This is a genomic window from Psychrobacter immobilis (assembly GCF_904846065.1).
Classification (GTDB): domain Bacteria; phylum Pseudomonadota; class Gammaproteobacteria; order Pseudomonadales; family Moraxellaceae; genus Psychrobacter; species Psychrobacter immobilis_H.
This window is the reverse complement of sequence record NZ_CAJGZV010000001.1, coordinates 1,151,758-1,173,811: the sequence shown is the minus strand read 5'-3', so window position 1 is coordinate 1,173,811 and position 22,054 is coordinate 1,151,758. Positions and strand designations below refer to the sequence as shown.

The window sequence follows — 22,054 nt, the reverse complement described above, 5'->3', positions numbered from 1 at the left end:
ATTTAAAAAATTTATCCACTATAGATTTACTAATTAATTTTCTATAAAAAATCGCAGGAGTCTAATGCGTGAGTAATACTAAAATTATAAAATTCAGAATAAAGTTTGTAGATTTGTATAAAATGCCACTGGAAGGCTTGTACCATATAGTAACGATAAATGGACGAACCGCTTGTTCAGGAACGTCTATAGCTGGAGGATATACGGTATGGATAACCAGACCAGCAGGTACACTCGTTAATATATCTATAAAAGATCCTCGTAATGGTTCAATGGTAAGTATCATAAAAGACCTTATCGTACCTATTAGGGAAATGACATTCGAAGCGCAAGCTCCTTTTGCAAAGCACAAATTTAAACTTAAAATGTTCGAAGGGTCTGCAGGAGACTATTTAAGAAAAACTCACGAAGTTGAAGCTGAAGAAACTTTATCCTCTATTGCCAAAATATATGGAGTAAAGTGGCAGCAAATAGCCCAACTTAATAATTTAAAAGAGCCTTACAAAATACGACCAAAGGACTTTTTAAAATTACCACCCACAAAAGCAAGGCAAAAAACCTCCACAGATTCAAGTCCCCAAAATAGTTCTAAAGATGGTGACTTATCACTAAAAAATGAACATACCGTAGGAAAAAATGAAACCCTTTCAGGTATATCAGCAAGAAGTGGAGTATCGGTTGCAGATTTAAAACGACTCAATGGCATAACAGACCCTAAGAAACTAAAATCTGGGCAGACGATTAAGCTGCGTGATATTAGTTCAGCCCGCCCTTCTACTGCTGAACCGACAGCGAAGCCCTCGACTCCTCCAAATTCATCTAGTAACTCTAATTCTAATAGCCCTAATAATGAAGAAAAAGGACTGATCGATAGAGGGCAAGAAGCCCTTAAAGAAGCAGCTGACAGTCTTAAAGAAGGGTTTGAAGATTTCAATGATGCCGTTAGTGGTACTAAAGAGGGAGAATCAGCAGATAGTCCTCGTTCTTTTCCAAGTAAGCCAACCCAAAGAAAGAACAATGAAGAATCAGATAACTCTGACTCTGCTAATTCATCACAATCTAAGCAACCATCAAATCCTATTAAAACACAAGCAAGTGAAGATAGAGGTCAGACTGGAACGCCGAAGTTTGATGTGACCACGGATGGTTGCCCAAGATGTCAAACACTGACTCTTGATGAGCTGCATTTTATATTTTCACAGGACCCTGATACAGCGAAAAAATTAAAGATATGTATTGATGCCTTTAATAGTGTAAATTCAAATTTTCTGATGGATAACTGTTTAAATAAAGCTTTTTTCTTTGCTCACATAATGGAAGAAGTCGGAAATAAATTTAATATAAAAAATGGAGAAAGTTTAAATTATAGTTGGGAAAATCTGTATAGAACTGCAACTATTACGAGTAATGGCAAAAAACTTTTGAAAAGCCCATTTAAAGCTTTTAGGGGTAATGAATCTTTATCTAAAATTTATGGAAGATATAATGGAAAACCTGCAAACCAAGAGATGATAGCAAATATCGCGTATGCAAACCGCTTAGGTAATGGGAATGTAGAGTCTGGTGATGGATGGAAGTATAGAGGTAGAGGAATTATACAGATTACTGGAAGAGACAAATATGATCCAATAAATGTAGCTATTAGAGAAAGAGTTCCAGACTTTAATAGAGAAATTACTGCTATCAATATAAATGATATTGAAGAGGGAACAGTGGCTTCTATGGCTTACTGGTATAACAATAAAATTTATAAGATTGCTAATAAAGGCCCGACAGTATCAAATTTTGAAGAGACGGTTGATATTGTTAATGAAAATACTCCATCTCGAAAAGATAGAATAGATCACTTTAAAAAATGCTTAAAGGTGTTCCGAGTTAATGAATGTCAAAAAATACAACCTCCTACTTCATCATTAGAGGGCTCTACGGTTGAGATAATTATTAATAGAACTAGTCAAAACTCCCAATCAACAGTAGGCACCCTTTCCATTCCAAATTATAACTTCGACGGCTTTGTACTAGAAAGACCAGGTCCTGATACTACTACTAGGAATATGCGCAAAAGAGTTCCTACAGGAGTTTATAAAGTGAAATGGCATGAAACAAAGCTAAATCGTTCTTTGGGGAAAGCTTTTGTTCTTTTCAATGATGATGTTCCTGCTGACAGGTATATATTAATACATATTGGAAATTACCCAAAGGATACCGACGGCTGTATTTTACTAGGAAGCTCAAAGGGTAAAGACTTTGTGGGTAATAGCACCAATACTGTATTTGCTTTTTATAAACTATTCGAGAATTCTAACCTTACTAAAATCCGAGTTAAGATAACTGAGAGCTATTAAATGAAAGCATTTACATCTGTATTATTAGTAACTACCCTCGCCTTAGTATCCTGTGACAGTACGGGTAATACAAATAAACCTGAGACTAAGGATGCAGACGGTAGCATTACTACACCAAAACAGTCAGTATCTGATATCCCATTACATTTTAAAGACGCTCATGAATTTAGGCTATTTCTTGATACCAATCAGTATGGTGATGAAGAAAAAATAGACATGATTAATAATTTTTTCGATAGTATTTCTGATTACTCTACTAGTGAGTTAACTCACTCGTTTGCAAGCATAGGCGCTAATATTGAATGGGACGTTGATTTAATTTCTCAGTTCAAACACAACATGCAAAAAACAATCATTAATAATCCTAACTTATTGATAATTATTAGTGACAATCTGAATAATGATGAACTTAAACGCTTTGCAAAATTTTACTTTGGTAACGTTATTTGGAACGATGAATTTCCCAGCGAGCTATATTACCTCAAGACAAATAACTCACAGTCTTTTGAAGTATTTATTGAAACTTTTTATGGGCTCTATCAAGCAATGTCGCCTCGCATACTTAATACAAGCTATATCGTAGCAGATAAAGATGGCAATACTAATATTAGAGAATTACCTAGCTCTAATTCTAAACGTGTAGGTAAGTTTAATAATGGTAGTAAAGCTACTGCTTTATGGATAGAAGGCGATTGGCTTTTTGTTCATAACAAGTCCAATGTTGGTTACGTTCATGTAAGTAATTTAAATGCAGTTGATTCAGCCATAGACAAGTTACAATCTAGTGATAACCCTACTAATGTCATTTTAGAAAAAGAAGCTGACTTAGATATGGACGGTGATAGCGATGTCATAAGCGTTGCAAAGCCTAAAGAACAAGACGATAGAAACTTTGATCTTGAAATTTCCGTATATCGAACGGTCAACGGGAAAAGTCATTTGTGGCAACAAAACACGTTAATGTTCAAGGATCCAATCAATGGCTGCATGATGGACGGTTTGGAAGATATCAGTACAAGCTCAGGTAAGTTTACTATTGAATATATGTCTTGCTACGATAACAAGTATGGTAAAAGGTTTGTGAGCTTTTCCTATGACATTCAGTCAGATGATTTTAAGGTGATTAAAAATATAATAAGCTTTTTTAACTCTGAATCGAATGAGATGAACCAAACGTTTAATTGCAAAGATAATGGATATTTGTTTTCATCTTACAATGATGATTGTGAGTGGTTGTAGCAATTTTTTTGAATTTCTAGTAAGAGCAAATTAAATGAAAAATACGCTGAAAACACTTCTTTTGCTAATAGCCCCAATCTCTATCGTTGCTTGTAATGCACAATCAACTTCTTCAGAACATCAACCAAGCAATGAAGGAACGATAACCACGGCTAAAGTGGCTAACGTTAACAGCGACATTAACGCTAAGAGAAATATCGTTCTGTATATGGAAGCTCATGATTTATCCGGTCTTGAACAATCCTCTAAGTCAGACGCGCATTATTATCGAGTTCTCATTAAGAAATTATCTAATAATCGTTATTTAGTGCAGGATTTCTTTATCTTGGGAGATAAGTTTACAGATCCGTATATATTGACAGAGGGAAAGCTTGATTATACCGATAACGAGGACGTAGCCCATCCCAATAATTATTATCCAAGGGAAGGAATAAGAACCGTATTGTTTGAGTCTGGTAGTAAAAAAATACAATCCTATTATAAAAATAATTTGCCAACAGGGACTTGGATTGAGTATTTTGAAAATGGACAAAAAAAGAGTGAAGATACTTACAAAGATGGGGTTTTGCATGGTATATCTAAGAAATGGAATGAGCAAGGTGACCTAACAGGTGAATGCACTTATGACCATGGTGTCAAAAATGGTCGCTGTTATTCAAAATTCACGTTATATCCTAATATCTATCACTCTGACAGTAAATATAAGAATGGTAAAAGATTTGGTATTTCTAAATCATGGAATATAGATGGTACCATTGAAGAATTCATATTTAATGGGCCACTATCTCTGCAGGAAATCGAAAAGGATTTGACAAAAAATCAGTTTAAAATATTTACTCTTGATGTTACTGCAGATGGCATAGATGATTTAGTGATTAGTCGTATCAATGATAATGCTAATCTATATCAAGGTGACGAACTTTATGTTCTTATTGGAGACAAAGGTGGTAAATACAAATTGAGCTTGAGTACGTCAAATTATGCCAGCGATGGAGGTTACTTTTTATACGATATATTACCTCGACCGAACTATAATGGTTTTATTCTTGGCACATATTTTTCAAGTAAAGGTCAACCAAACATTAATTACTATTTTACCTTTAAAAATAAAGATTGGTATGTTTCAACCACTACGATGGGAGGGTCTATGCCTAGTGGAGAATATTATTATTGTATTGATAATAATCAAAAACACATAAAAGAATATACTAATAGTATGCCGCCTGCTGATGATACTAAGCCCTGTACCCCACCACCCACCAAGTACGTCGTCACGTCAGATAAGGCAGAAATATTGTCTGACACCTTTGAATCTAGATCACCACCAAATTACTATATCCAAAAAGATACTATTGAAGCTATTGATCAAAATGAAGACTGGGTACAAGTATCTTATAAAAATGGTACTAAATTTGGTTGGATCGATAAGCGTGATTTGACGCCTATACCAAACTAACTCGAGGCAAAGACATTCATTACAAGCTTTACCGATGATAGTAGCTAGAAAAGCTAATAAAAAAACCAAAAAAATCCGACTGCATTAAGCGATCGGATTTTTAATATTTGGTGGAGAGGTAATCATCCCAACCATAAGACACTTATCAAATAGAATTAAGCTGTATGGTTTAGTTTCTGTATTGGCGTAAAGCCACCATTGCCCATGCTCGGGCGCTCATAATTGCATTTGATCTTTAATAGTTCGATGTCATAGTGGCACGCCTTTCTGGCCCTTGTATTGATAGGTCATTGCTACGCTGTGGACTTTATTATCTTACAATTACTTATGGTAGGTTGTAGTGCTTAACTGTGGATAGTCGCTCAATCCTCTTTTCTGGTTTTACCCTAGCTGATTCTGCATTGGACTCTGCCCAAGCTGCGTATGCTTTAGCCCTAGCTATTTTCTCTTCTGCCCTAACTGCTTTTTCTGCTGCCCTAGCAGATTCTACTTTTGCAATGGCTGCGTTCGCTTTTGCAATGGCTACGTCTGCTTTCGCAATGGCTTCTGCCCTAGCTACTTTTTCTGCTGCGTGTGCTTTTGTGTATGCTTCTACACTAGGTTGTTTGGCTGCAGCCATGGCATATTCATTATGGGCATTTGCTACTCCAAAAGTAAAAACAGTCAAAGTTATTACACCTGATAGAAATGTAAATAATTGGTTTAATGCTTTCATTGTATTGTTTACTCTCAGTTTTATTCAAATGTACCTACAATACACGATGTCTAAATCATTAGGCAAGCTTGCTTCCTCCTACTTCATCAAACGTTAAAAAGTCCTTAAAGTTGAATAAAATACTTCTCCTTTATAGCCTATATTTTATAGGGTATTAATAAAGGCGTTTTGACTGTATAGCTTACGTGTTAAAGTATTAAAGAAAACGTAATGATCGAAAAATCCTAGCGCCTTGATTTGCTCTAAGATCACCATTACTTACTGGTGGCTTTAATGAAAAAATACTTACCAAATTCTCCTTCTGGAAACAAACCCACACCTTATCATAATAGTAAGCTTATACTTGATCCAAGATTTCCTGAGGGATGAGAAATGAAAAAAAATATTTATAGGATTTTACTGACAATATTATCTATTACATTAGCAGGTTGCAGTAATGCGGAGAATAAAAATCAATCAGTGCTACCTCAGACTAATAAAGAAGATATTTTTTTAGATAAACCAAAAATGCAATCATCAAAAACATCCGAACCTCAATTAAAATGCGCACAGTTTAATCTAGATAATACTGTATGTACCTACTGGAAAAACTCTGAGAAATTTAAGGAAGAGATAAAAATCCAAGAATATGAAATTTACCCTTCGCTTATAGAAGTCCATGAATTATCTCCGACTGAATATAATTTTTTTACAACTACAAATATGTATTATAAAAACAAGAGTTATGAGGCTAATATTTTTCCAAATTCTAGAGTCCAACTATCAAATGGAAATGAAGTTATCAACTTAATCTGTAATAAAGATAGTTGTTCTAAGCCATTTTTATGGGGTTTTGCTACAGAGTCAACTATAAGAGATAATCCTAAATTAGCTGATGCGATGATGACTAAGATATCATTTATATATACCAAAAACTATAAAAGCTATCTTAATAAAATTAGCAAGCAGTCAATTAAAGACAAATTAGCTGTGAAAGTTTATTTTGAAAACCCAAATCTAGATGACTCAGACTATGTCATTAGATTTGTGAATAAAGAATCGCCACTTAAGAATGCGATTCAAGAATACTTAAACGGTCTAACACCAGAGGAGAAAAAGCTAGGGTTTGAGTCTAGTAATTTCGGCAATGAAAATTTTACAGTGAAAATTGAGAACCACATCGCTAAGATTCATTTTACTGCTAATGACTTAACTAAAGATTTGAGATCGCCACAGCAAGTGATCGATTTTACAATGGCTATCACTTTAACAGCCGAGCAATTTGATGCTGTTAATGATGCACAGATTTGCGTCAATAATACTTATAATTACGAAATAACTTTTTTTGCTAATGAAGAATCAGTTGATTGTCCCTTTTAACTTTTATTTCAACTATCTACATTTAAAATTAAACCAAAAAAAAATCCGACCACATTAAGTGATCGGATTTTTAATATTTGGTGGAGATGGCGGAAACTAAACTATAGATATAAGTCATTGATAATAAACATTATTAATAATTTTAAAATAGACGATACCAACCATAATACCAACAATCGTTTTTTATTTTGCTGTTATTCAATACTTACTCTATCGGCTAAAGATTATTTTGTAATTATTAACACTGCTTGCCAGCTCAACATGATGTGAGATATTTACTACTAGGTTTATTCTATATATTCGTTTATCCAGTTATTACTTAATCAATACTATTATGATCTTGCTACTTTCTTACATGGGGTTGAATTGCTAATCACTGCACGCGCTCAGTAATGGCGCTTAAATGCGTGCGTTTTTCGTGCGTTTCTATGCGTTTAGCTCGCATCAATTCGCATTGCCTCGCGATACCTGTCCGAAAAGTCCCTTATGCTGCCTCGCGAAACTACCCAGCATGGGCAAAATGTGCCCCGTGCGCGTACTGTTCCATAAACTACCCCTAACGTGTCCAACAATTCATTTTTAACCGCTGCTTAAGATGTCCGAAAAGTCCCTTACGATACCTGTGCATAAAGTCCCTTTTATGGACTCGCAAAATTACCCTCTACGATGTCCAAAAACCTGCTCAAGTCCTTTTAAGACAGTCCGAAAAACTACCCCTTTATGGACTCCGAAAACTCCTTTTTTATATTGCTCAAAAACCCCTGTCATTGGTGCTTGCCTCGCGTGCGCGCGCGATACTTGTCCATTAATTAGCTAAGCCCTTATGCTGCATAGCTTTGTGATATTGGCAATGATGATTGATTGCCTTGCAAAATGTTAGCATTTGTTAACATGGGGCGGCGTGTGATTTGGTTTTGAATGTAAGGTTTTGTCAGGTTTTGAATAACAAGTTTTGACAAGTCGGCGGCTGTATTAATCGGTTTTGAATGTACGGTTTTATACGGTTCTAACCTTGTGGTAATCATGGGGTGGTAGGTGCTGCCAGTAATGAAATGAATGTGAGGTTCTAACGTGTCCGAAAACTAGCCGTAATCTTGCCGTTGTTCCCATGCTCGTACTTGTTAAGAAATTACCCTTTGCATGAGATAGGCGCAAAACTGCTCACATCTAAAACCTTATGGAAACCTTAGTTTCTTTACACTATAAAAAGGGCTTGATCTGTCCATTGAGTACCACTCATTTAGTTTTAAACCTTAACATAACTTAACATGCTGGCAGTCGGCAAACTGTTTTGAATGTCAACAAAAGGCAACATGCTGCCCATGATTTGCAAGTGAGTATTGAGCGCCTAACCTCATGGTTTCCTCAGGTTTTTGCAGTCCATAAAAAAGGCAGACGATAAACGGCTGCCCTTGGTGTCAATAATAAACATTTAAGCTTCTAGTTCTGCCTTAGGGGTTAGGGTAACTTGCAAGCCCATACCGTCAATAATCTTTAACATGGTGTCAAAACGTGGCTTCTCTGATCGCAATGTCTTATAAAGACTTTCACGTCTTATGCCTGTCTTTTCTGCCAACTCATTCATACCCTTTGCTTTTGCAACATCATTCAATGCTTCTATAAATTCATTAGGTGCGCCATCGGTCAATACTTCGTTCAAGTAAGCATTGATAAGGGTTTCATCTGTCAGGTATTCCGCTACATCAAATCGGCTAGTTTTAATATTAGTCATTGGGGTGTTCCTTTTCTTGATCCTTAACTTGCTGCCATAAGGTGCAAGCCTTAGAAATATCGTTTGTTTGGCTGTCTTTACTGCCACCTATCAACAATAGATAGAGGGTATCGCCTTGCTGGGCATAATAGACACGGTAACCATTGCCTTTGAATATTCGCATCTCATAGATACCGTTCGTATTGGCTAATGGCTTATGGTCACCAAAGTTACCGCCTTGCGCTCGCTTAATACGTGTCAATATGCCTACTTTGCCTAACGGGTCTTTTAGCTTATGCAACCAACGTTCAAACTGTTCTGTTTGGTCAATATTAATCATAGGGATAGATTATTAGTAAACTTATAATTTATTGTAAACTTTTGGATAATATATAACAAGCTATGACTGTGCTTGCTGTGTTGTTTATTGTTGATCCATAAAAAAAGGCAGACGATAAGCGCCTGCCAATTTCACTTTATACCTAAGAAAACGTGCCTAAACTGCCTAAATAGCTTGTAAGCCTTACCGCGCATAGCATTAAGTTAGTAATGTCCCCGTCCTAAGCGTGCCTAAATTGCCTTTATTGTGCCTAAATGGGCATGTTTTTAGTATGATTTAGGCAAAAAAGGCACGGTTAGGCAAACGGCTTTACTAAGTAAAAGCCCCTAGCTGTATGGGCTAAGGGCTGTTTAGGCAAAAAAGGCACGTTTTCAGGTACGCACGCTTATATAAATAACTTAGGGTTAATATAAATCACTTTCTTTTTACCGTCCTCCATCTGTCTTATGTGCCCCATACTTTCTAAATTATCTAATTCATTTTGCAGCACTTTGTTATTTTTCCGCATTGGCTTAGGTGCGCCATTGTAAGCATCGGTACGGTTTAGCATTGGCGGATTTTTACCCCTTACTTTATCCACTAGCCAGCTGCTTAACTTCTCACTGTCGTTCTGCTCACCTGTGGGGGTTGCATCAAGGTAGCGCAAGCGTTCGGCTGTGGAATACTCTACCAACATAAAAGCCCGTTTAATATCATCAGTAGTGATTGCCTTGCGCCCATCAAAGAATGCCATTAATGAAGCTATGCGGCTGGCGTTTTCTGCCATTCGTGAGGCATACGCTTTTAGATACTCTAATGGCTGCCCGTGTGCTTGTCTGTCCTCTATTGCTTGTCTAAAATCACTAAAGACTTGCTTCGTCTGTTGGTCTGCCCATTGCATCTTAATGCGCTGGGGTGCGCCTGTGCTGTCATTGGGTAGATTGGCTGGTAATGGGTCAAGTAAGGCGTGACAGCGTACCCAGTAGTCTATTAAATGCGGATTATCATACGGGCTATCATTATTGCGCTGTTCATCGTTCCATACTCTTTGACCGCGCAAGTCCTCTGGGCAAGCAATCAATGCCCTTGCTAAAAACCCTTGCCCATTCATCACGGGGTCGGCTAGTGCTGGCTCTAAGATAACGCGCTGCCCTTGTAGTAATAGCGTCATACGCACGTTGTAAGCGTCCGTATGGGGTGTGGCATAGGCAGACTTTTGCGAGCGTAAACGGGACACTTCACCATCACTGTATAGCGTTGTTAATGATGATAGGGCATTGCCAGCGGTATCACCTTTCATGGTATGCCCGTTAAAGAATTGGGCGGCTTCGTCTGTTGTCCATGATGCGTTACCAATGCTGCCATCAATAAACTTATCGAGTATCGGCTCAATGGTCGCTTCTTTAAACATGGTCTTAGGATTTTGGGGCTTTGGACTGGCTTCTAAGAAGTCGGCTAACTCCTTACCCTTTAGGCTTACCCTGTCATTCTCCCATGATGACAGCTCAATAAGATAATCAGCATATAGCTGCTTTTCATACTCACGTATTTTGAAGTGAGTTAAGCCCATTGCTTGTGACTTGCCGCTACCGCTTTCCCCCTCTGTGATTAATATTAGGCTCGCTGGCATGTGCCCGTTTCCCATCGGCGCATCTATGAAGCGTTGCCCCATGTGTGCCAGTGCCCCTAAAACACATTGACCTGCGATTGCAGTCGGTGCTTGCGTGTAGTGTGCCACTGCCTTAACAACATGTTTTAACAAGCCTGTAAACGCATCTATAGGGTATGGCGTGGGCTGATTTGGGTTGTTGGCTAATGGTTCAGGTTCTCCCCATATTTCAGCTTGTAGGTCAATGATGCTTGTATCGTCATCGGCTAGAATATCGGCATAGGTAGAATGGTTGTCTAACTGTAGCAGTACATCAAAAACAGTAATAACCGCCTTGACGTTTGCACCTGCCAGCGGCTTACAAACTTTGTCTTTTTTGTCTATGGTGGTAAAGATAGTTACGGGGTAGGCTTCGGCAAAGTGCTTTACCATGCCATTGAATAGCAGACTATCAAGGCTTACCAGTACCGTAACATTGTCATTTATTAAGCATTGAGCAAGCATTACAGCGTTTTCAAGCGTGTCATCAATCGCTATTAGCTCATTACCACTGTCTAGGCTGCCTATGATTAAGGCAGACGGCTGCATACGATCAATGATTAACGGCTTTTGACTGCCATTAGGGGTTATGCTGGCAAGGGTTACGGGTTCATCTTGGTTATTGCTCTTTACTAGCCCTATCGTGCCAGCGGTGGGCGCTATATCGCTTTTATCACTGCCTGTCATTATGGTAATATCACTATCAATGCTCAATAGCTTGCGCTGTATGCCTAACTGCTCACATAGGTCATATAAAATTAGTAGGGTATTGTCATCTGCTAGCCCTTGCCGTGTGGCTGCATCAAAACTATTCAATAACTCTAAAAAGCCTGTGCTAAATGCACGGGCTTTTTCATGGGTGGCTGTTTGTGTGGTGGTCATCTAGTCCCCCTTACTTGCGACTGGTTCGGCTTGCGCTGCTCTCTATACTTTTTGTAGTAGCTTTTGCGCTTGGCGTGCTTACGGCTTTGCTTTGGTTGCGGATAGCTCTTATTAGTAGGCACAAGCATCTACCTTACCAAAGCCAGTTTGGGCTAAGGGTTCGTTGATAGTGTCCAGTTGGCTATAAAGCAGATTAATCCAAGTATCGGCGGCATCTTGTGACAGACGCGCTAATGCTATGGCTGCATGGGGTTCTATTTGACGGGTAGCGATAAGATGGAATAACTGCCCCATGTCATGCAAGGTAGTAGCGGCGGCATTAATATCACATGCAATATCGGATAGCATGATAGACGGCATTAAGATCACTTCGTCATCATCGGCGGCGGTGCAATCTATTATCTTGATTTGGTGTTTGCTGCCATACAGGGCGTTAATGGCTTGGCGGTTTGCTGGCATGTCATGGAATAATGACGGGGCGGCATCATCGCGGCTTACCTTGCCGTCATTGCGGTAATGGTATGTTTTACCGTTGGTGGTAAAGCCTAAACAATTATATTCTTTATCATTGAATAGCTGATAAATGCTATTGCCTACAGATGGGCATAGCACGCTGTCACCTGCCTTGAATGTGGCTAGTGTGCTGTTGGTAGTGGTTTGAGTGTTTGAGGTCGTACGGATTGATTTAGGCATGATAGCCTCCTAACGTTTTTTGAGTTAATGCCACGCTATACGGTAAAAGTATAGGGTGACGGGTCTTACTCTCGGTAACGTTAGTAACCGCCCTGCATATTCGCCTTACGGCTCTTTTATTTTGCAGCGTCAACCCGTCATAGTCGGTTAGCAAGTGACTTGCTATAGATATGATGGTTTGCCCCCTTGATGCGCTTAAATGCGCTTGTGGGGCTATGCTTGAATAGATAGTGACAGCTTGAGAGGCTGCGCTATTATCAGGCACAAAAAAAGCCAATGAGTAACGGCTGGCTTGTCCGCTAACGTTTTTTGAGAGGTCTATATAGTAACCATTGTTGGTATTGGTTGCAATCTGTTTTGCATCGACTGGCTGGCACGCGATTAATGATAGTGCTAAGCCAATACCAGCAACCCATGCCATGAATATGATAAAGCTAAGTAGTAAGCCTCGTTTATGTGGCTCATTGCGATTGTGTGCCCCGTCACGGGCTTTTAGATTGGTTTTGGTATGTTTATCACTCATAGCGCGTTACCTCCATTTCAGGCATTGATAGAACGCTGTCCATCTGTTCGCTTGCATCAGTGGCAAACAATGAGTCCCTAAACAATGCAGCAATGACGGCTTGAATAACGCCTTTAGATATTGGGTCGTCTGTCTGCACGGCTTGCAATGCCATTGCGTAATGTTCGGTGTCAATCGCTAATAAGACTAGCTGCTCGTTGATATGCTCGAGCATGTCCGCTATCTGTAATAGCCTGTCGTTTGATTGGCTCATAATTGCACCCCTGTAGCGTCATGGTTGCCATCGGCTGGCGTGTCTATCCAATATTGTTTAAACGTCTTACCGTTGCGTTTTACGGTCTTATCTTGAATTACTACGCCTTGCGCTCTTAGCTCACTGATCCGCTGTAAAAAGCATGTGATTTGCCATAGATCAAAGGCTTCATAAGTGGATAGGCTATTACCTGCCAGTAGGTGATTATGGATAATCTGCTTATAGCTCTTTTTTGGTTGCCGTGTATTCATGGGTTACACCTCGCTAGTGGTTGAGGTGTGAGAATTAAGCCATTCGTGAATGTCTGCATAGCTCCACGCTGTCATAGTAGGTGATAGCTTTCTGCCAGCTGGAAACCTCCCGTCCTTACTCCATTCAAACAAAGTGGTCTTGCTAAAAGGTAGAAACGGCAAAATATCCTTTGCTCTGCCCATGCCTGTAGTAGGCAGTTGCATAGCTGGACTATTTGCGGTGGTTGGTTCGGTGTCGTTTGAGGTGTCACCAGTAAAGGGAATAACTGGCGTGTTTTGGGTGGCTTGTTGCTTGTCCATGTGTGTAGCTCCACTAAATGACGCTACGGTATGTAACGTCCAGTGGTTGCTACTTTACGGGCTGGGTAATTGACAGGGAATATCTATACAGCGTAAACGGTAATGGCTGCGATGCAAATAGTAGTGTATGCAATGCAAACTACATTTTAATTGTTAGTAAACTCTCCTTTACGTGCTTTGCTAAGGTGATCTCTAATAGTTTCATACTCTAAATTGTTCTGATTATGATGCTCATATATCCATGTTGCTACAGACTTAATAGTTAGTTTTTTACCTAAATCACTTTGGCGCTGTTTATCCAACTCTAAATATTTTCGCCTTTGCTGCTCTACATGACCTTGCCACCTTGCTTCATTGGCTTTTTGTACTCGTTTACTAATATCAATTTCAATCAAGCTCTGTGCTTGCTGTTCTGTCACTGGCGCACTAAATTGTATTTCTGCACCATAAAAATATGAAGCATTCATCAAGCTACTAAGAGCATCATCTTCCCTTTCAGCTAAGGTATAAAGCTGGGCTAATATCGAGGTGTATAAGGCTTTGAATATAATAACAGGGTGAAAGTTAGTGTTTTTATTTTCGGCTAAAACTGCTAAAAAACCCTTATCTTGATTGATAAAATATAGCTGTTCACCTAGTGAAACCCTATCCATTGTTTTGTAGTTCTCTATAAAAAACCTTGTGACAAACAATCTTGCTTCACTAAAACCTAACAATCGTGGTTGAGAGTATGTGAACCCGTAATCATGCGCTATACAAGTATAAAATATCGCTGCTTCTACCTGTAACGCTTTTGCTAATAAGGTGGCTATTTCATTTGGATAGCCTGTAGATATTTGGGATATTCCCATAATATTAATTTTAGTACTAACCTCAAGTGCTCTTAAATAGAAATCTAATCTTTCATCTACACTCAAAATATTATGAGTGTTTTTTTCAGCGTATTGTATTACTTTGCTAAATTCTGCATCTAATAAGTCCATAACACACACCCCTACACCCTTAAATCAAAGTAGGTGCAAGGCAGTGACAGCATAAGGGTGTGAATAGCTGTCGTTCGGGTAATTAGTCCTAGCCTTGCATAGTCGTTACAGCATGATGTTAGCCATGCTTTTGTTTTTGTTGTCTAAAGTTGGTATGTATGACGTTATCCAATTTGCCAGCATAAGCATCATCAATGAAGTTTGCCCATTGGTGCATCATGTCTATTCTATATGGTAAGTGCTGCGCCCCGTTATAAGCTGCACTGATCTTGTTTTCTCTATCATGTGCCAGCTGTAGCTCTATAGCTTCGTGCATAAACTCTTTTTCATGCAGTGTGGTACTGGCAAGCCCTCTAAACCCGTGCCCTGTCATCTTGCCTTTATAACCCATATTCCATAGGGCATTAATAAATGCGCTTTGACTGTACGGCTTACGGGTTGAGGTATTAAAGAAAACATACTGATCCGAAAAGCCTAGCTCTTTGATCTGCTTTAATATCGCTACTGCTTGCGGTGCTAGTGGCACGATATGCAAACGCCTAGCTTTCATCTTTTCAGCTGGGACAGTCCATAAGCCGCGATTAAAATCTATGTCCTGCCATTCCATAAATCTAATCTCATTAGTGCGTACAAACGTATAGCATAAAAACCATAAGCCTAGTTTCACCAATACATCACCTTGATAAGCATCAATGTCTTTTAATAACTTGGGTAATTGCTGGCTAGTGATACGGCTATGATTGACGGTTTTGTGTGGCTTGATCGCTTCGGCTAGGTCGGTGGCTGGGTTGTGTGTGGCTAGTCCATTGCGTATGGCGTGTTTGAATATCTGCCCTACTTCTCTAATGGTACGCCTTGCCATTTCATTAGCGCCGCGACTCTCTACTGCTTTACCAATAGCCAATATGTCAGGTGCGGTAATGTCGTTTATGTTCTTTTGACCAATAGAGGGCTTAACATCGCGCATATAAGCGGAATAGTTACGGGAAAAGGTGCTTTCTGCTAGGTAGGTTTTACGCTCGCTATACCATGACTGGGCTATGTTATCGAAAACATTTAAACCATCTTGGCTGGCTTGCTGCTCTCTCCTATGGTCTTTGGGGTTCACACCATCAGCTATTAAGCGTTTGATCTCAATATTGCGCTGGCGTGCATTTTGTAGGCTCATTACTGGATAAGTGCCAATAGTGAGGGTTTGCTGTTTGCCTTGCCATCTGTAGGCGCTGATCCATGACTTAACGCCCGTGTAACGCACCCATAATTGCAGCCCGTTACCATCGCTATGTTTGTCAGGTCGCTTTGTATCAATCGAGGTGCTACTGGGCTGTAGCTTATTGATAACGGTATGAGTTAAGGGCATTGGACTATCCTTTGTTGGTATTGAGCGCGTGTATAAACTCTAATACCAACAATAATACCAACATTCTATATGGTTCGCCATACCCCTATATAACACTCAATCCTTGAAAAACGCCCAAAATAAAGGGCTAACAGTCTATGACGGTCAGCCCTATATCGTTGTTTGGTGGAGATGGCGGGAGTTGAACCCGCGTCCGCCAGCATTACGCTCATGAATCTACATGTTTAGTTTCTGTCTTTAGATTTAATCCGCACCGATCCGACAGTCAGGATGGATTGGACGATTCTCTACTTTTGAACCCAAGCGATTGAGACAATCACTTGTGGCGAGCCTACATGCGGACGCTTCAACTTAGTTGACCAACTGTAGGTGATCAGCAACTAAGTAAACAGGTTTAAACCATGTAAACAGGGTTTAAGCTGCTAGAGCGTAATTTTCGTCGTTTGCGACTATAACAATATATGTTTGATTAACGAGAGGACATATACTCTCGACATGCATCATTGAGTTTCATTACCAGCGTCGAAGCCAGAACATCCCCAATAAGGTCATCAATTATATAGGACTTATAGGTCGACTTTCAACATATATAATATCTATATTACATTACGTTACGTTACAGCTGCGCGCTCTAAGCCAGTACTTTATTGAACCACTTACCAATATTTTGAATCTGCGGCATGCAAACTTGATGTGCCATCGGATAAGTATGATAAGCAACATTATAGCCTTTAGCGGATAATAACTGCTGCGCCTGCTCGCCCAAAATTACAGGAACAACTGGATCATGCGTACCATGCTCAATCAATATTGGCATATCTTTATTAGCAGCGCTATAGCTAATATTATCATTAGTCGCTAGATAAGTAGAGAGTGTCATCAAGCCAGCTAAACGCTGCGGGTAGCCAAGTGCCACATGATATGCCACTGCCCCACCTTGCGAAAATCCTGCGATCACAATGTGTTCAGGCTTAACGCCACCCTCTATCTCACGGCTGATCAAATCACGGATTTGCTGCGCAGACTCTTCAATCTGAGCGACATCGACTTTACGCTCTAGGCTCATCTCTAAGATGTCGTACCATGCTGGCATTACCATACCACCATTCACCGTCACTGGGCGCTTTGGTGCATGCGGGAAAATAAAACGCACTGCCATATTATCCGCTAAACCTAGCTGTGGTACCACTGGCTCAAAATCATGACCACTCGCGCCCAAACCATGTAGCCAAATAACGGCTCTATCTATCTTTTTTTGCGTTGGATTATGCTCAACGATGACCGCATCTAAATAGTCACTCATATTTTTAAATTCCTTTAAATAAAAATGGTAGGTACATCAAACTTATTTTTAGTAAAACTGATATTCGCACTATATTTCAATATTTTTTATAATAATACTGATTATTTTACAGCCTTTCATCAAAACCGCCAGTCAAAAAAGTCTTCGCTAATAATGCCAATTTCCATCAACTTTTCACATCTTTTAAGGCCTGATAGCAAAAGCGAGTGCGACTTTTGTGCTACGATAAATTTATTAACATAGCTACTGACTCTAGCTACTGTATGATGCCCTACACTCATTTTTCAATGTTCCTATCTCATTAGATATTAATAACCCCTTTATCTTAAACAGTTTTTCTTTATATAGCGATATAGAGCTTATGACCCATATTTTATTGGTAGAAGACGATCCTGCTATCGCGATGTCACTGAAAGTCACTTGCAAGCGTGAAGGCTGGCAAATCACTTGGCTTGATAACGCCAGTAGCGTGTTGCCTTTTCTGCGCAATTTACATAATAGTGCTGAAGCGCAAGATCTATCGGCAATTATTTTGGATGTTGGGCTGCCAGATGGTGATGGTCTCAGTCTCTGTCAACAAATACGCCACACCCCTGATATTGCTGGCTTAAAGGACATTCCTATCATCTTCTTGACGGCTCGTAGCGATGAGGTCGATCGTATTTTGGGTTTGGAAATGGGCGGCGATGACTATTGTGCCAAGCCATTTAGCCCGCGCGAGTTGGTTGCTCGCCTAAAAGCCATTTGGCGACGTGAGCAATTATTGTCCCAGCAGTCTACTAATCATACAACAGCAGCAGATAATACCGTTAATGACAATTCTTCTAGCAATATGTCGGGGCAAGCCTTAACGTTTGAATGTCAGTCTGGCATCTGGCACTACCAACCACTTAATTATTCGTTAATGTGGCAAGAGCAGAAGCTTGAGCTGAGTAACACCGAACGCAAAATCTTATTGACCCTGTTAAAAGCGCCCAATCAAGTCTTTAGCCGTGAGCAACTGCTGAGCGCGGTGAGCGATTACCCTGATCATCGCTTGGCGAGAACTATAGACAGTCATATCAAGTCCATTCGTAAGCAACTAGCGACCGTCGATGCCAGCATTGATGTTATCCATACCCATCGCGGCTTGGGTTACGCCTTGTGTCCCGCCTAGCTGCACTACCCATAGCCATATTTTGATTAAAACCGACCTTCTATAACGTCAAATAATACACCTAAAAATATGAATCATAAAACCAACGATAGTGCTAACAGCCATCCTAATACTCATATTAATAAGGCTGATAACAGCGCGCATGCCAGCCAAAGCAATTGGTATGCAAAACTGCATCCTATCGGCACCGCGCAGCAAACGACTAAACCAAAACGACTGCTGAATTTAAGTATATTTTTTAGGATTTGGCTCGCGTTGGCGTTAGTGCTGATTATCTGCGGTGTGGTCGCATTTACTCAGCTGTTTGGTTATGTCAAACCGACGGCGCAGCAAGTGATCGAAGATACGTTGTTAGATACCAGCAAATTGCTGGCAGCAAGTTTGCAGATGCCGCTATCTTCAGGACAGCTATACGATGAGCAGTATCAAACGAAACTCGATGCGGCATTTATCGGCACGCCCACGATAAGTAAAACAACAGATCCAGAATATAAAAATAAAAGCCCTAGCAGCTTTCGGATATATGTCACCGATGATAAAGGCGTTGTCATATACGACTCACTACCCGAACCTGACAATGATGAAGGACAAGATTACAGCCGCTGGAATGATGTCTATCTAACGTTAAATGGTCAATATGGCGCGAGAAGTACAACGCTAGATCATAATCAGCGAGATGGTACGGTGATGTATGTGGCACAGCCGATAAAGGATGAAACTGGCAACTTGATTGGTATCATCAGCGTTGGCAAACCTGTCGCTAGCGTGTTGCCTTATTTGGACGATACGCGCAATCGCATGCTTATCACAGCACTGCTCATGAGTATTGCTGCCCTTATATTAGCAGGACTGGTCGCATGGTGGCTCAAGCAAAGCATCAGTTTGGTGACCCAATATACCAGTGCACTGGCAGAAGACACCAAAAAGCCCTATTTTTACTTAGGTCATGAACTTAATAGCCTAACGGATACCATTGAGTCTATGAAACATCGATTGGAAAATCGCGCCTATGTTACTGACTATGTTCATACCCTGACCCATGAGCTCAAAAGTCCGTTAACCGCCATTCGTGCCAGTAGTGAGTTGCTAGAAGACGACGGGCTTGATAAAGAAGATCAACAGATGCTCATCCAGTCCATTGGTGAACAAAGTATCAAAATGCAGCAATTGATTGATCGGCTGCTATTACTTGCCAAAGTTGAGCAACCGACTTTTAAGCTGAATCGCCAGCTGACCCCTCTACTACCGTTGTTGCAAACCCTTGCAAAAAACAATAGCGCTAAATTGCAACAGCAGCACCTAGCGCCTATCGACATCTATCTTAATGATAAATGGGTGACTGAAACAGCGACTTTATCACCAAATGCCTTGGCAAATACCAGCGTTTTCGCTGACCAGTTTTGGTTGGTACAAGTGCTGCAAAATGTATTGGACAATGCCATTCATTTTGCCGATAGCATTGTCAGTATTCATATTCATAACACAGCGCAAACTGTCACTATTGATATCTTTAATAATGGTAAATTACTCCCTGAGTATGCCGTTGATAAAGCGTTTGACCGTTATTTTAGCTTATCGCATCAGAGTCAAGCTGCTGAAAAAACCTCAGAGCATCTATCAGACTTTTCAGTAGAGAATCACTCAACATTCGATACTACGCAGATACAGCCTAGCATGGCTAGCAATACCCTAAAAAAAGGCACTGGCCTTGGCTTAACTCTTGTGAAGCAAGTTATTGAGCATCATGGCGGTCATGTTGCCATTACTAATATTCAAGAAAATAGCGATGACAGTAATCAAAATAGTAATGAAAAAAACGCTGCTATTAAGCGATATTCAGGCGTGATGGTTAGTATTACCTTGCCTTTGACTAAAGAATAGAGGCTTAGATAAAATAGACAGTTACTCAAATTCATTAAATTATTTTCGATTGGCAATAATGCCAGTTCATGGATTTTCCATCATTCCTACACAGGTTTTCTATCTGCTTGTTTTACGATAGCGTTATTCAAATTCGTAACCCCTATTAAGGATAGAAAGACCATGAAAGACGCTATTGAACAAAACCAAATTATAGAAAACTGTTTAGGCGGTAGTCGCCATTTTTGCCTACAAGCGCTGTCAGATGAAGGGATTGATAGTATCGCTTTTGGGCATTGGTTAGCCATTCCCAGTCAACAACTACTATTGGTATTTCGCCACCAGCAATGTGTGGCAGTTGACCACTATCAAGTAGCAGCTTAAGAATTCATTCAATTTAATGATTAAATCTTATTAACTGAATTGCTGGCTTGTTAATTATTTATAAAAAATCAGTCAAAAAAAAACCTCTATCATATCTAGTTAGAAACGCTAGTTAGAAATGATAGAGGGTTTATAATTTTACGGTAAACAATCTAAGTAATAGATGCTACTGGCGGCTTCACATCCGCATTTTGGCCGCGATGGCGCAAATAGTGATCGAGTAAAACAATGGCCAGCATGGCTTCTGCGATAGGCGTGGCACGTACCCCTACACAAGGATCATGACGACCTTTAGTCAACATATCAACCGACTCGCCTTGTGTATTGATACTCTTGCCAGCCGTCGTAATACTAGAGGTTGGCTTCAGGGCAATACTGACACGGATGTCTTGCCCTGAAGAGATACCGCCCAAAATACCACCAGCATGATTGGCAGTAAAACCGTCTGGTGTCAGCTCATCACGAGAGCTATGACCGAACTGTCCTGCCACTGCCATGCCGTCGCCGACCTCAACGCCTTTAACAGCATTGATGCTCATCATCGCATGGGCAATATCTGCATCCAAACGATCAAATACTGGCTCGCCAAGTCCGACTGGCACACCGCTAGCGATAATCTCTAGGCGTGCCCCGCAGCTAGTGCCTTCACGGCGTAAACTATCTATCAAGGTCTCAAAACGACTGACAGCATCGGCATCGGCGCAAAAAAACGGATTGCTATTCACAAAGTCCCAATCAATTTGGCTTGAGTCTAGGACATTGCTGTACTCACTGCCAATTTGGGTGACATGACCACGGACTTGCACACCTAAGCGCTCTTGTAGATATTTTTTAGCGATAGCACCTGCCGCCACGCGCATCGCAGTCTCGCGCGCTGAGGAACGCCCGCCGCCACGATAATCACGAAAGCCATATTTCATGCTATAGGTATAGTCGGCATGACCGGGGCGAAACGTGTCTTTAATCTCGCCATAGTCTTTGGACTTTTGATTGGTATTACGAATCAGCAGGCCAATAGAGGTGCCGGTCGTCTTACCCTCAAACACACCAGAAATAATCTCAACTTCATCGGACTCACGGCGCTGGGTAGAGTATTTAGACGTGCCCGGTTTGCGGCGATCTAAATCGATTTGCAAATCATCTGCGGATAAGGCTAAGCCAGGCGGCACGCCATCGACGATTGCCATAAGACCTGCACCATGCGACTCACCACAAGTCGTGACTGTAAAAACCTGTCCAATGCTATTGCCTGCCATATTTATCCTTAAACAAATGAAGTCGATTTTTAAGTAATGAAGTCGATTTTTAAGTAAT

At 40.3% G+C, this 22,054-nt stretch carries 20 protein-coding genes and 1 other RNA gene; 7 read left to right on the top strand and 14 right to left on the bottom strand.

The annotated features are described in order from the left end of the window. The first annotated feature begins 68 nt into the window (after positions 1 to 68). The 3 genes from JMW64_RS04970 to JMW64_RS04960 are packed head-to-tail and all read left to right on the top strand — an operon-like array spanning position 69 to position 5,040. Positions 69 to 2,345 carry a DUF5675 family protein gene (locus tag JMW64_RS04970; RefSeq protein WP_201553630.1) on the top strand — a complete coding sequence of 759 codons (2,277 nt, stop codon included), beginning with the start codon at positions 69 to 71 and terminating at the stop codon, positions 2,343 to 2,345. Further along, on the top strand, positions 2,346 to 3,584 hold the full coding sequence (locus JMW64_RS04965) for an SH3 domain-containing protein (protein ID WP_201553629.1): 1,239 nt from the start codon (positions 2,346 to 2,348) through the stop codon (positions 3,582 to 3,584). Positions 3,585 to 3,618: 34 nt separating this feature from the next. Continuing rightward, entirely contained in the window at positions 3,619 to 5,040 is a 1,422-nt protein-coding gene (locus tag JMW64_RS04960; RefSeq protein WP_201553628.1) for a GW dipeptide domain-containing protein, read from the top strand. Positions 5,041 to 5,365: 325 nt separating this feature from the next. Here the strand turns inward: JMW64_RS04960 and JMW64_RS04955 are convergent, their stop codons facing one another. Next, on the bottom strand, positions 5,366 to 5,755 hold the full coding sequence (locus tag JMW64_RS04955) for a hypothetical protein (protein ID WP_201553627.1): 390 nt from the start codon (positions 5,753 to 5,755) through the stop codon (positions 5,366 to 5,368). 372 nt (positions 5,756 to 6,127) lie between these two features. Between JMW64_RS04955 and JMW64_RS04950 the strand changes: the two genes are divergently transcribed. After that, positions 6,128 to 7,114, top strand: a complete 987-nt coding sequence (locus tag JMW64_RS04950) for a GerMN domain-containing protein (protein WP_201553626.1) — start codon at positions 6,128 to 6,130, stop codon at positions 7,112 to 7,114. A gap of 1,432 nt (positions 7,115 to 8,546) precedes the next feature. On the opposite strand, the gene JMW64_RS04945 is transcribed toward JMW64_RS04950, so the two are convergent. The 12 genes from JMW64_RS04945 to JMW64_RS04890 form a co-directional block, all read right to left on the bottom strand. Continuing rightward, positions 8,547 to 8,846 (bottom strand): addiction module antidote protein, encoded by a 300-nt coding sequence (locus tag JMW64_RS04945; protein ID WP_201553625.1) that lies wholly within the window; start codon positions 8,844 to 8,846, stop codon positions 8,547 to 8,549. Continuing rightward, positions 8,839 to 9,165 carry a type II toxin-antitoxin system RelE/ParE family toxin gene (locus JMW64_RS04940; RefSeq protein ID WP_201553624.1) on the bottom strand — a complete coding sequence of 109 codons (327 nt, stop codon included), beginning with the start codon at positions 9,163 to 9,165 and terminating at the stop codon, positions 8,839 to 8,841. Before JMW64_RS04940 ends, JMW64_RS04945 begins: the two co-directional genes overlap by 8 nt. Before the next feature lie 385 nt (positions 9,166 to 9,550). Continuing rightward, positions 9,551 to 11,674 (bottom strand): DUF3987 domain-containing protein, encoded by a 2,124-nt coding sequence (locus JMW64_RS04935; protein WP_201553623.1) that lies wholly within the window; start codon positions 11,672 to 11,674, stop codon positions 9,551 to 9,553. Positions 11,675 to 11,785: 111 nt separating this feature from the next. Continuing rightward, positions 11,786 to 12,367: a hypothetical protein gene (locus JMW64_RS04930; RefSeq protein ID WP_201553622.1), complete on the bottom strand. Its 582-nt coding sequence runs from the start codon at positions 12,365 to 12,367 to the stop codon at positions 11,786 to 11,788. Further along, a complete protein-coding gene (locus JMW64_RS04925) occupies positions 12,360 to 12,890 on the bottom strand; it encodes a hypothetical protein (protein WP_201553621.1) in 531 nt (176 codons plus the stop codon). The genes JMW64_RS04930 and JMW64_RS04925 overlap by 8 nt, the downstream gene beginning before the upstream one ends. Then, positions 12,883 to 13,143, bottom strand: coding sequence for a hypothetical protein (locus JMW64_RS04920; protein ID WP_201553620.1), 261 nt, complete (start codon positions 13,141 to 13,143; stop codon positions 12,883 to 12,885). Before JMW64_RS04920 ends, JMW64_RS04925 begins: the two co-directional genes overlap by 8 nt. Further along, positions 13,140 to 13,394, bottom strand: a complete 255-nt coding sequence (locus JMW64_RS04915) for a helix-turn-helix domain-containing protein (protein WP_201553619.1) — start codon at positions 13,392 to 13,394, stop codon at positions 13,140 to 13,142. The genes JMW64_RS04920 and JMW64_RS04915 overlap by 4 nt, the downstream gene beginning before the upstream one ends. 3 nt (positions 13,395 to 13,397) lie before the next feature. After that, a complete protein-coding gene (locus JMW64_RS04910; protein WP_227694068.1) occupies positions 13,398 to 13,694 on the bottom strand; it encodes a helix-turn-helix transcriptional regulator in 297 nt (98 codons plus the stop codon). Positions 13,695 to 13,840: 146 nt separating this feature from the next. Beyond that, positions 13,841 to 14,677 (bottom strand): hypothetical protein, encoded by an 837-nt coding sequence (locus JMW64_RS04905; RefSeq protein WP_201553618.1) that lies wholly within the window; start codon positions 14,675 to 14,677, stop codon positions 13,841 to 13,843. Positions 14,678 to 14,795: 118 nt separating this feature from the next. After that, positions 14,796 to 16,037, bottom strand: a complete 1,242-nt coding sequence (locus JMW64_RS04900) for a tyrosine-type recombinase/integrase (protein ID WP_201553617.1) — start codon at positions 16,035 to 16,037, stop codon at positions 14,796 to 14,798. Positions 16,038 to 16,200: 163 nt separating this feature from the next. Beyond that, positions 16,201 to 16,578: a transfer-messenger RNA gene (gene ssrA / locus JMW64_RS04895) on the bottom strand. Positions 16,579 to 16,668: 90 nt separating this feature from the next. After that, on the bottom strand, positions 16,669 to 17,340 hold the full coding sequence (locus JMW64_RS04890) for an alpha/beta hydrolase (protein ID WP_201553616.1): 672 nt from the start codon (positions 17,338 to 17,340) through the stop codon (positions 16,669 to 16,671). Between the two features lie 361 nt (positions 17,341 to 17,701). Here JMW64_RS04890 and JMW64_RS04885 point away from each other — a divergent pair, with 361 nt between their 5' ends. From JMW64_RS04885 to JMW64_RS04875, 3 genes are all read left to right on the top strand, one after another. After that, on the top strand, positions 17,702 to 18,496 hold the full coding sequence (locus JMW64_RS04885) for a response regulator (RefSeq protein ID WP_055124388.1): 795 nt from the start codon (positions 17,702 to 17,704) through the stop codon (positions 18,494 to 18,496). A 69-nt stretch (positions 18,497 to 18,565) separates the two neighbouring features. After that, positions 18,566 to 20,377 carry a two-component system sensor histidine kinase CreC gene (gene creC, locus JMW64_RS04880; RefSeq protein WP_201553615.1) on the top strand — a complete coding sequence of 604 codons (1,812 nt, stop codon included), beginning with the start codon at positions 18,566 to 18,568 and terminating at the stop codon, positions 20,375 to 20,377. 162 nt (positions 20,378 to 20,539) lie between these two features. After that, complete coding sequence (locus tag JMW64_RS04875; protein ID WP_193009458.1) at positions 20,540 to 20,740, top strand: hypothetical protein; 201 nt, start codon at positions 20,540 to 20,542, stop codon at positions 20,738 to 20,740. Between the two features lie 152 nt (positions 20,741 to 20,892). Here the strand turns inward: JMW64_RS04875 and aroC are convergent, their stop codons facing one another. Then, on the bottom strand, positions 20,893 to 21,996 hold the full coding sequence (aroC, locus tag JMW64_RS04870; protein ID WP_201501569.1) for a chorismate synthase: 1,104 nt from the start codon (positions 21,994 to 21,996) through the stop codon (positions 20,893 to 20,895). Positions 21,997 to 22,054 lie beyond the last annotated feature (58 nt).

Coding starts and splice junctions, on each gene's coding strand:
- JMW64_RS04965 (WP_201553629.1), top strand. CDS start 2,346: ATGAAAGCATTTACATCTGTATTATTAGTAACTACCCTCGCCTTAGTA.
- JMW64_RS04960 (WP_201553628.1), top strand. CDS start 3,619: ATGAAAAATACGCTGAAAACACTTCTTTTGCTAATAGCCCCAATCTCT.
- JMW64_RS04955 (WP_201553627.1), bottom strand. CDS start 5,755: ATGAAAGCATTAAACCAATTATTTACATTTCTATCAGGTGTAATAACT.
- JMW64_RS04950 (WP_201553626.1), top strand. CDS start 6,128: ATGAAAAAAAATATTTATAGGATTTTACTGACAATATTATCTATTACA.
- JMW64_RS04945 (WP_201553625.1), bottom strand. CDS start 8,846: ATGACTAATATTAAAACTAGCCGATTTGATGTAGCGGAATACCTGACA.
- JMW64_RS04940 (WP_201553624.1), bottom strand. CDS start 9,165: ATGATTAATATTGACCAAACAGAACAGTTTGAACGTTGGTTGCATAAG.
- JMW64_RS04935 (WP_201553623.1), bottom strand. CDS start 11,674: ATGACCACCACACAAACAGCCACCCATGAAAAAGCCCGTGCATTTAGC.
- JMW64_RS04930 (WP_201553622.1), bottom strand. CDS start 12,367: ATGCCTAAATCAATCCGTACGACCTCAAACACTCAAACCACTACCAAC.
- JMW64_RS04925 (WP_201553621.1), bottom strand. CDS start 12,890: ATGAGTGATAAACATACCAAAACCAATCTAAAAGCCCGTGACGGGGCA.
- JMW64_RS04920 (WP_201553620.1), bottom strand. CDS start 13,143: ATGAGCCAATCAAACGACAGGCTATTACAGATAGCGGACATGCTCGAG.
- JMW64_RS04915 (WP_201553619.1), bottom strand. CDS start 13,394: ATGAATACACGGCAACCAAAAAAGAGCTATAAGCAGATTATCCATAAT.
- JMW64_RS04910 (WP_227694068.1), bottom strand. CDS start 13,694: ATGGACAAGCAACAAGCCACCCAAAACACGCCAGTTATTCCCTTTACT.
- JMW64_RS04905 (WP_201553618.1), bottom strand. CDS start 14,677: ATGGACTTATTAGATGCAGAATTTAGCAAAGTAATACAATACGCTGAA.
- JMW64_RS04900 (WP_201553617.1), bottom strand. CDS start 16,037: ATGCCCTTAACTCATACCGTTATCAATAAGCTACAGCCCAGTAGCACC.
- JMW64_RS04890 (WP_201553616.1), bottom strand. CDS start 17,340: ATGAGTGACTATTTAGATGCGGTCATCGTTGAGCATAATCCAACGCAA.
- JMW64_RS04885 (WP_055124388.1), top strand. CDS start 17,702: ATGACCCATATTTTATTGGTAGAAGACGATCCTGCTATCGCGATGTCA.
- creC (WP_201553615.1), top strand. CDS start 18,566: ATGAATCATAAAACCAACGATAGTGCTAACAGCCATCCTAATACTCAT.
- JMW64_RS04875 (WP_193009458.1), top strand. CDS start 20,540: ATGAAAGACGCTATTGAACAAAACCAAATTATAGAAAACTGTTTAGGC.
- aroC (WP_201501569.1), bottom strand. CDS start 21,996: ATGGCAGGCAATAGCATTGGACAGGTTTTTACAGTCACGACTTGTGGT.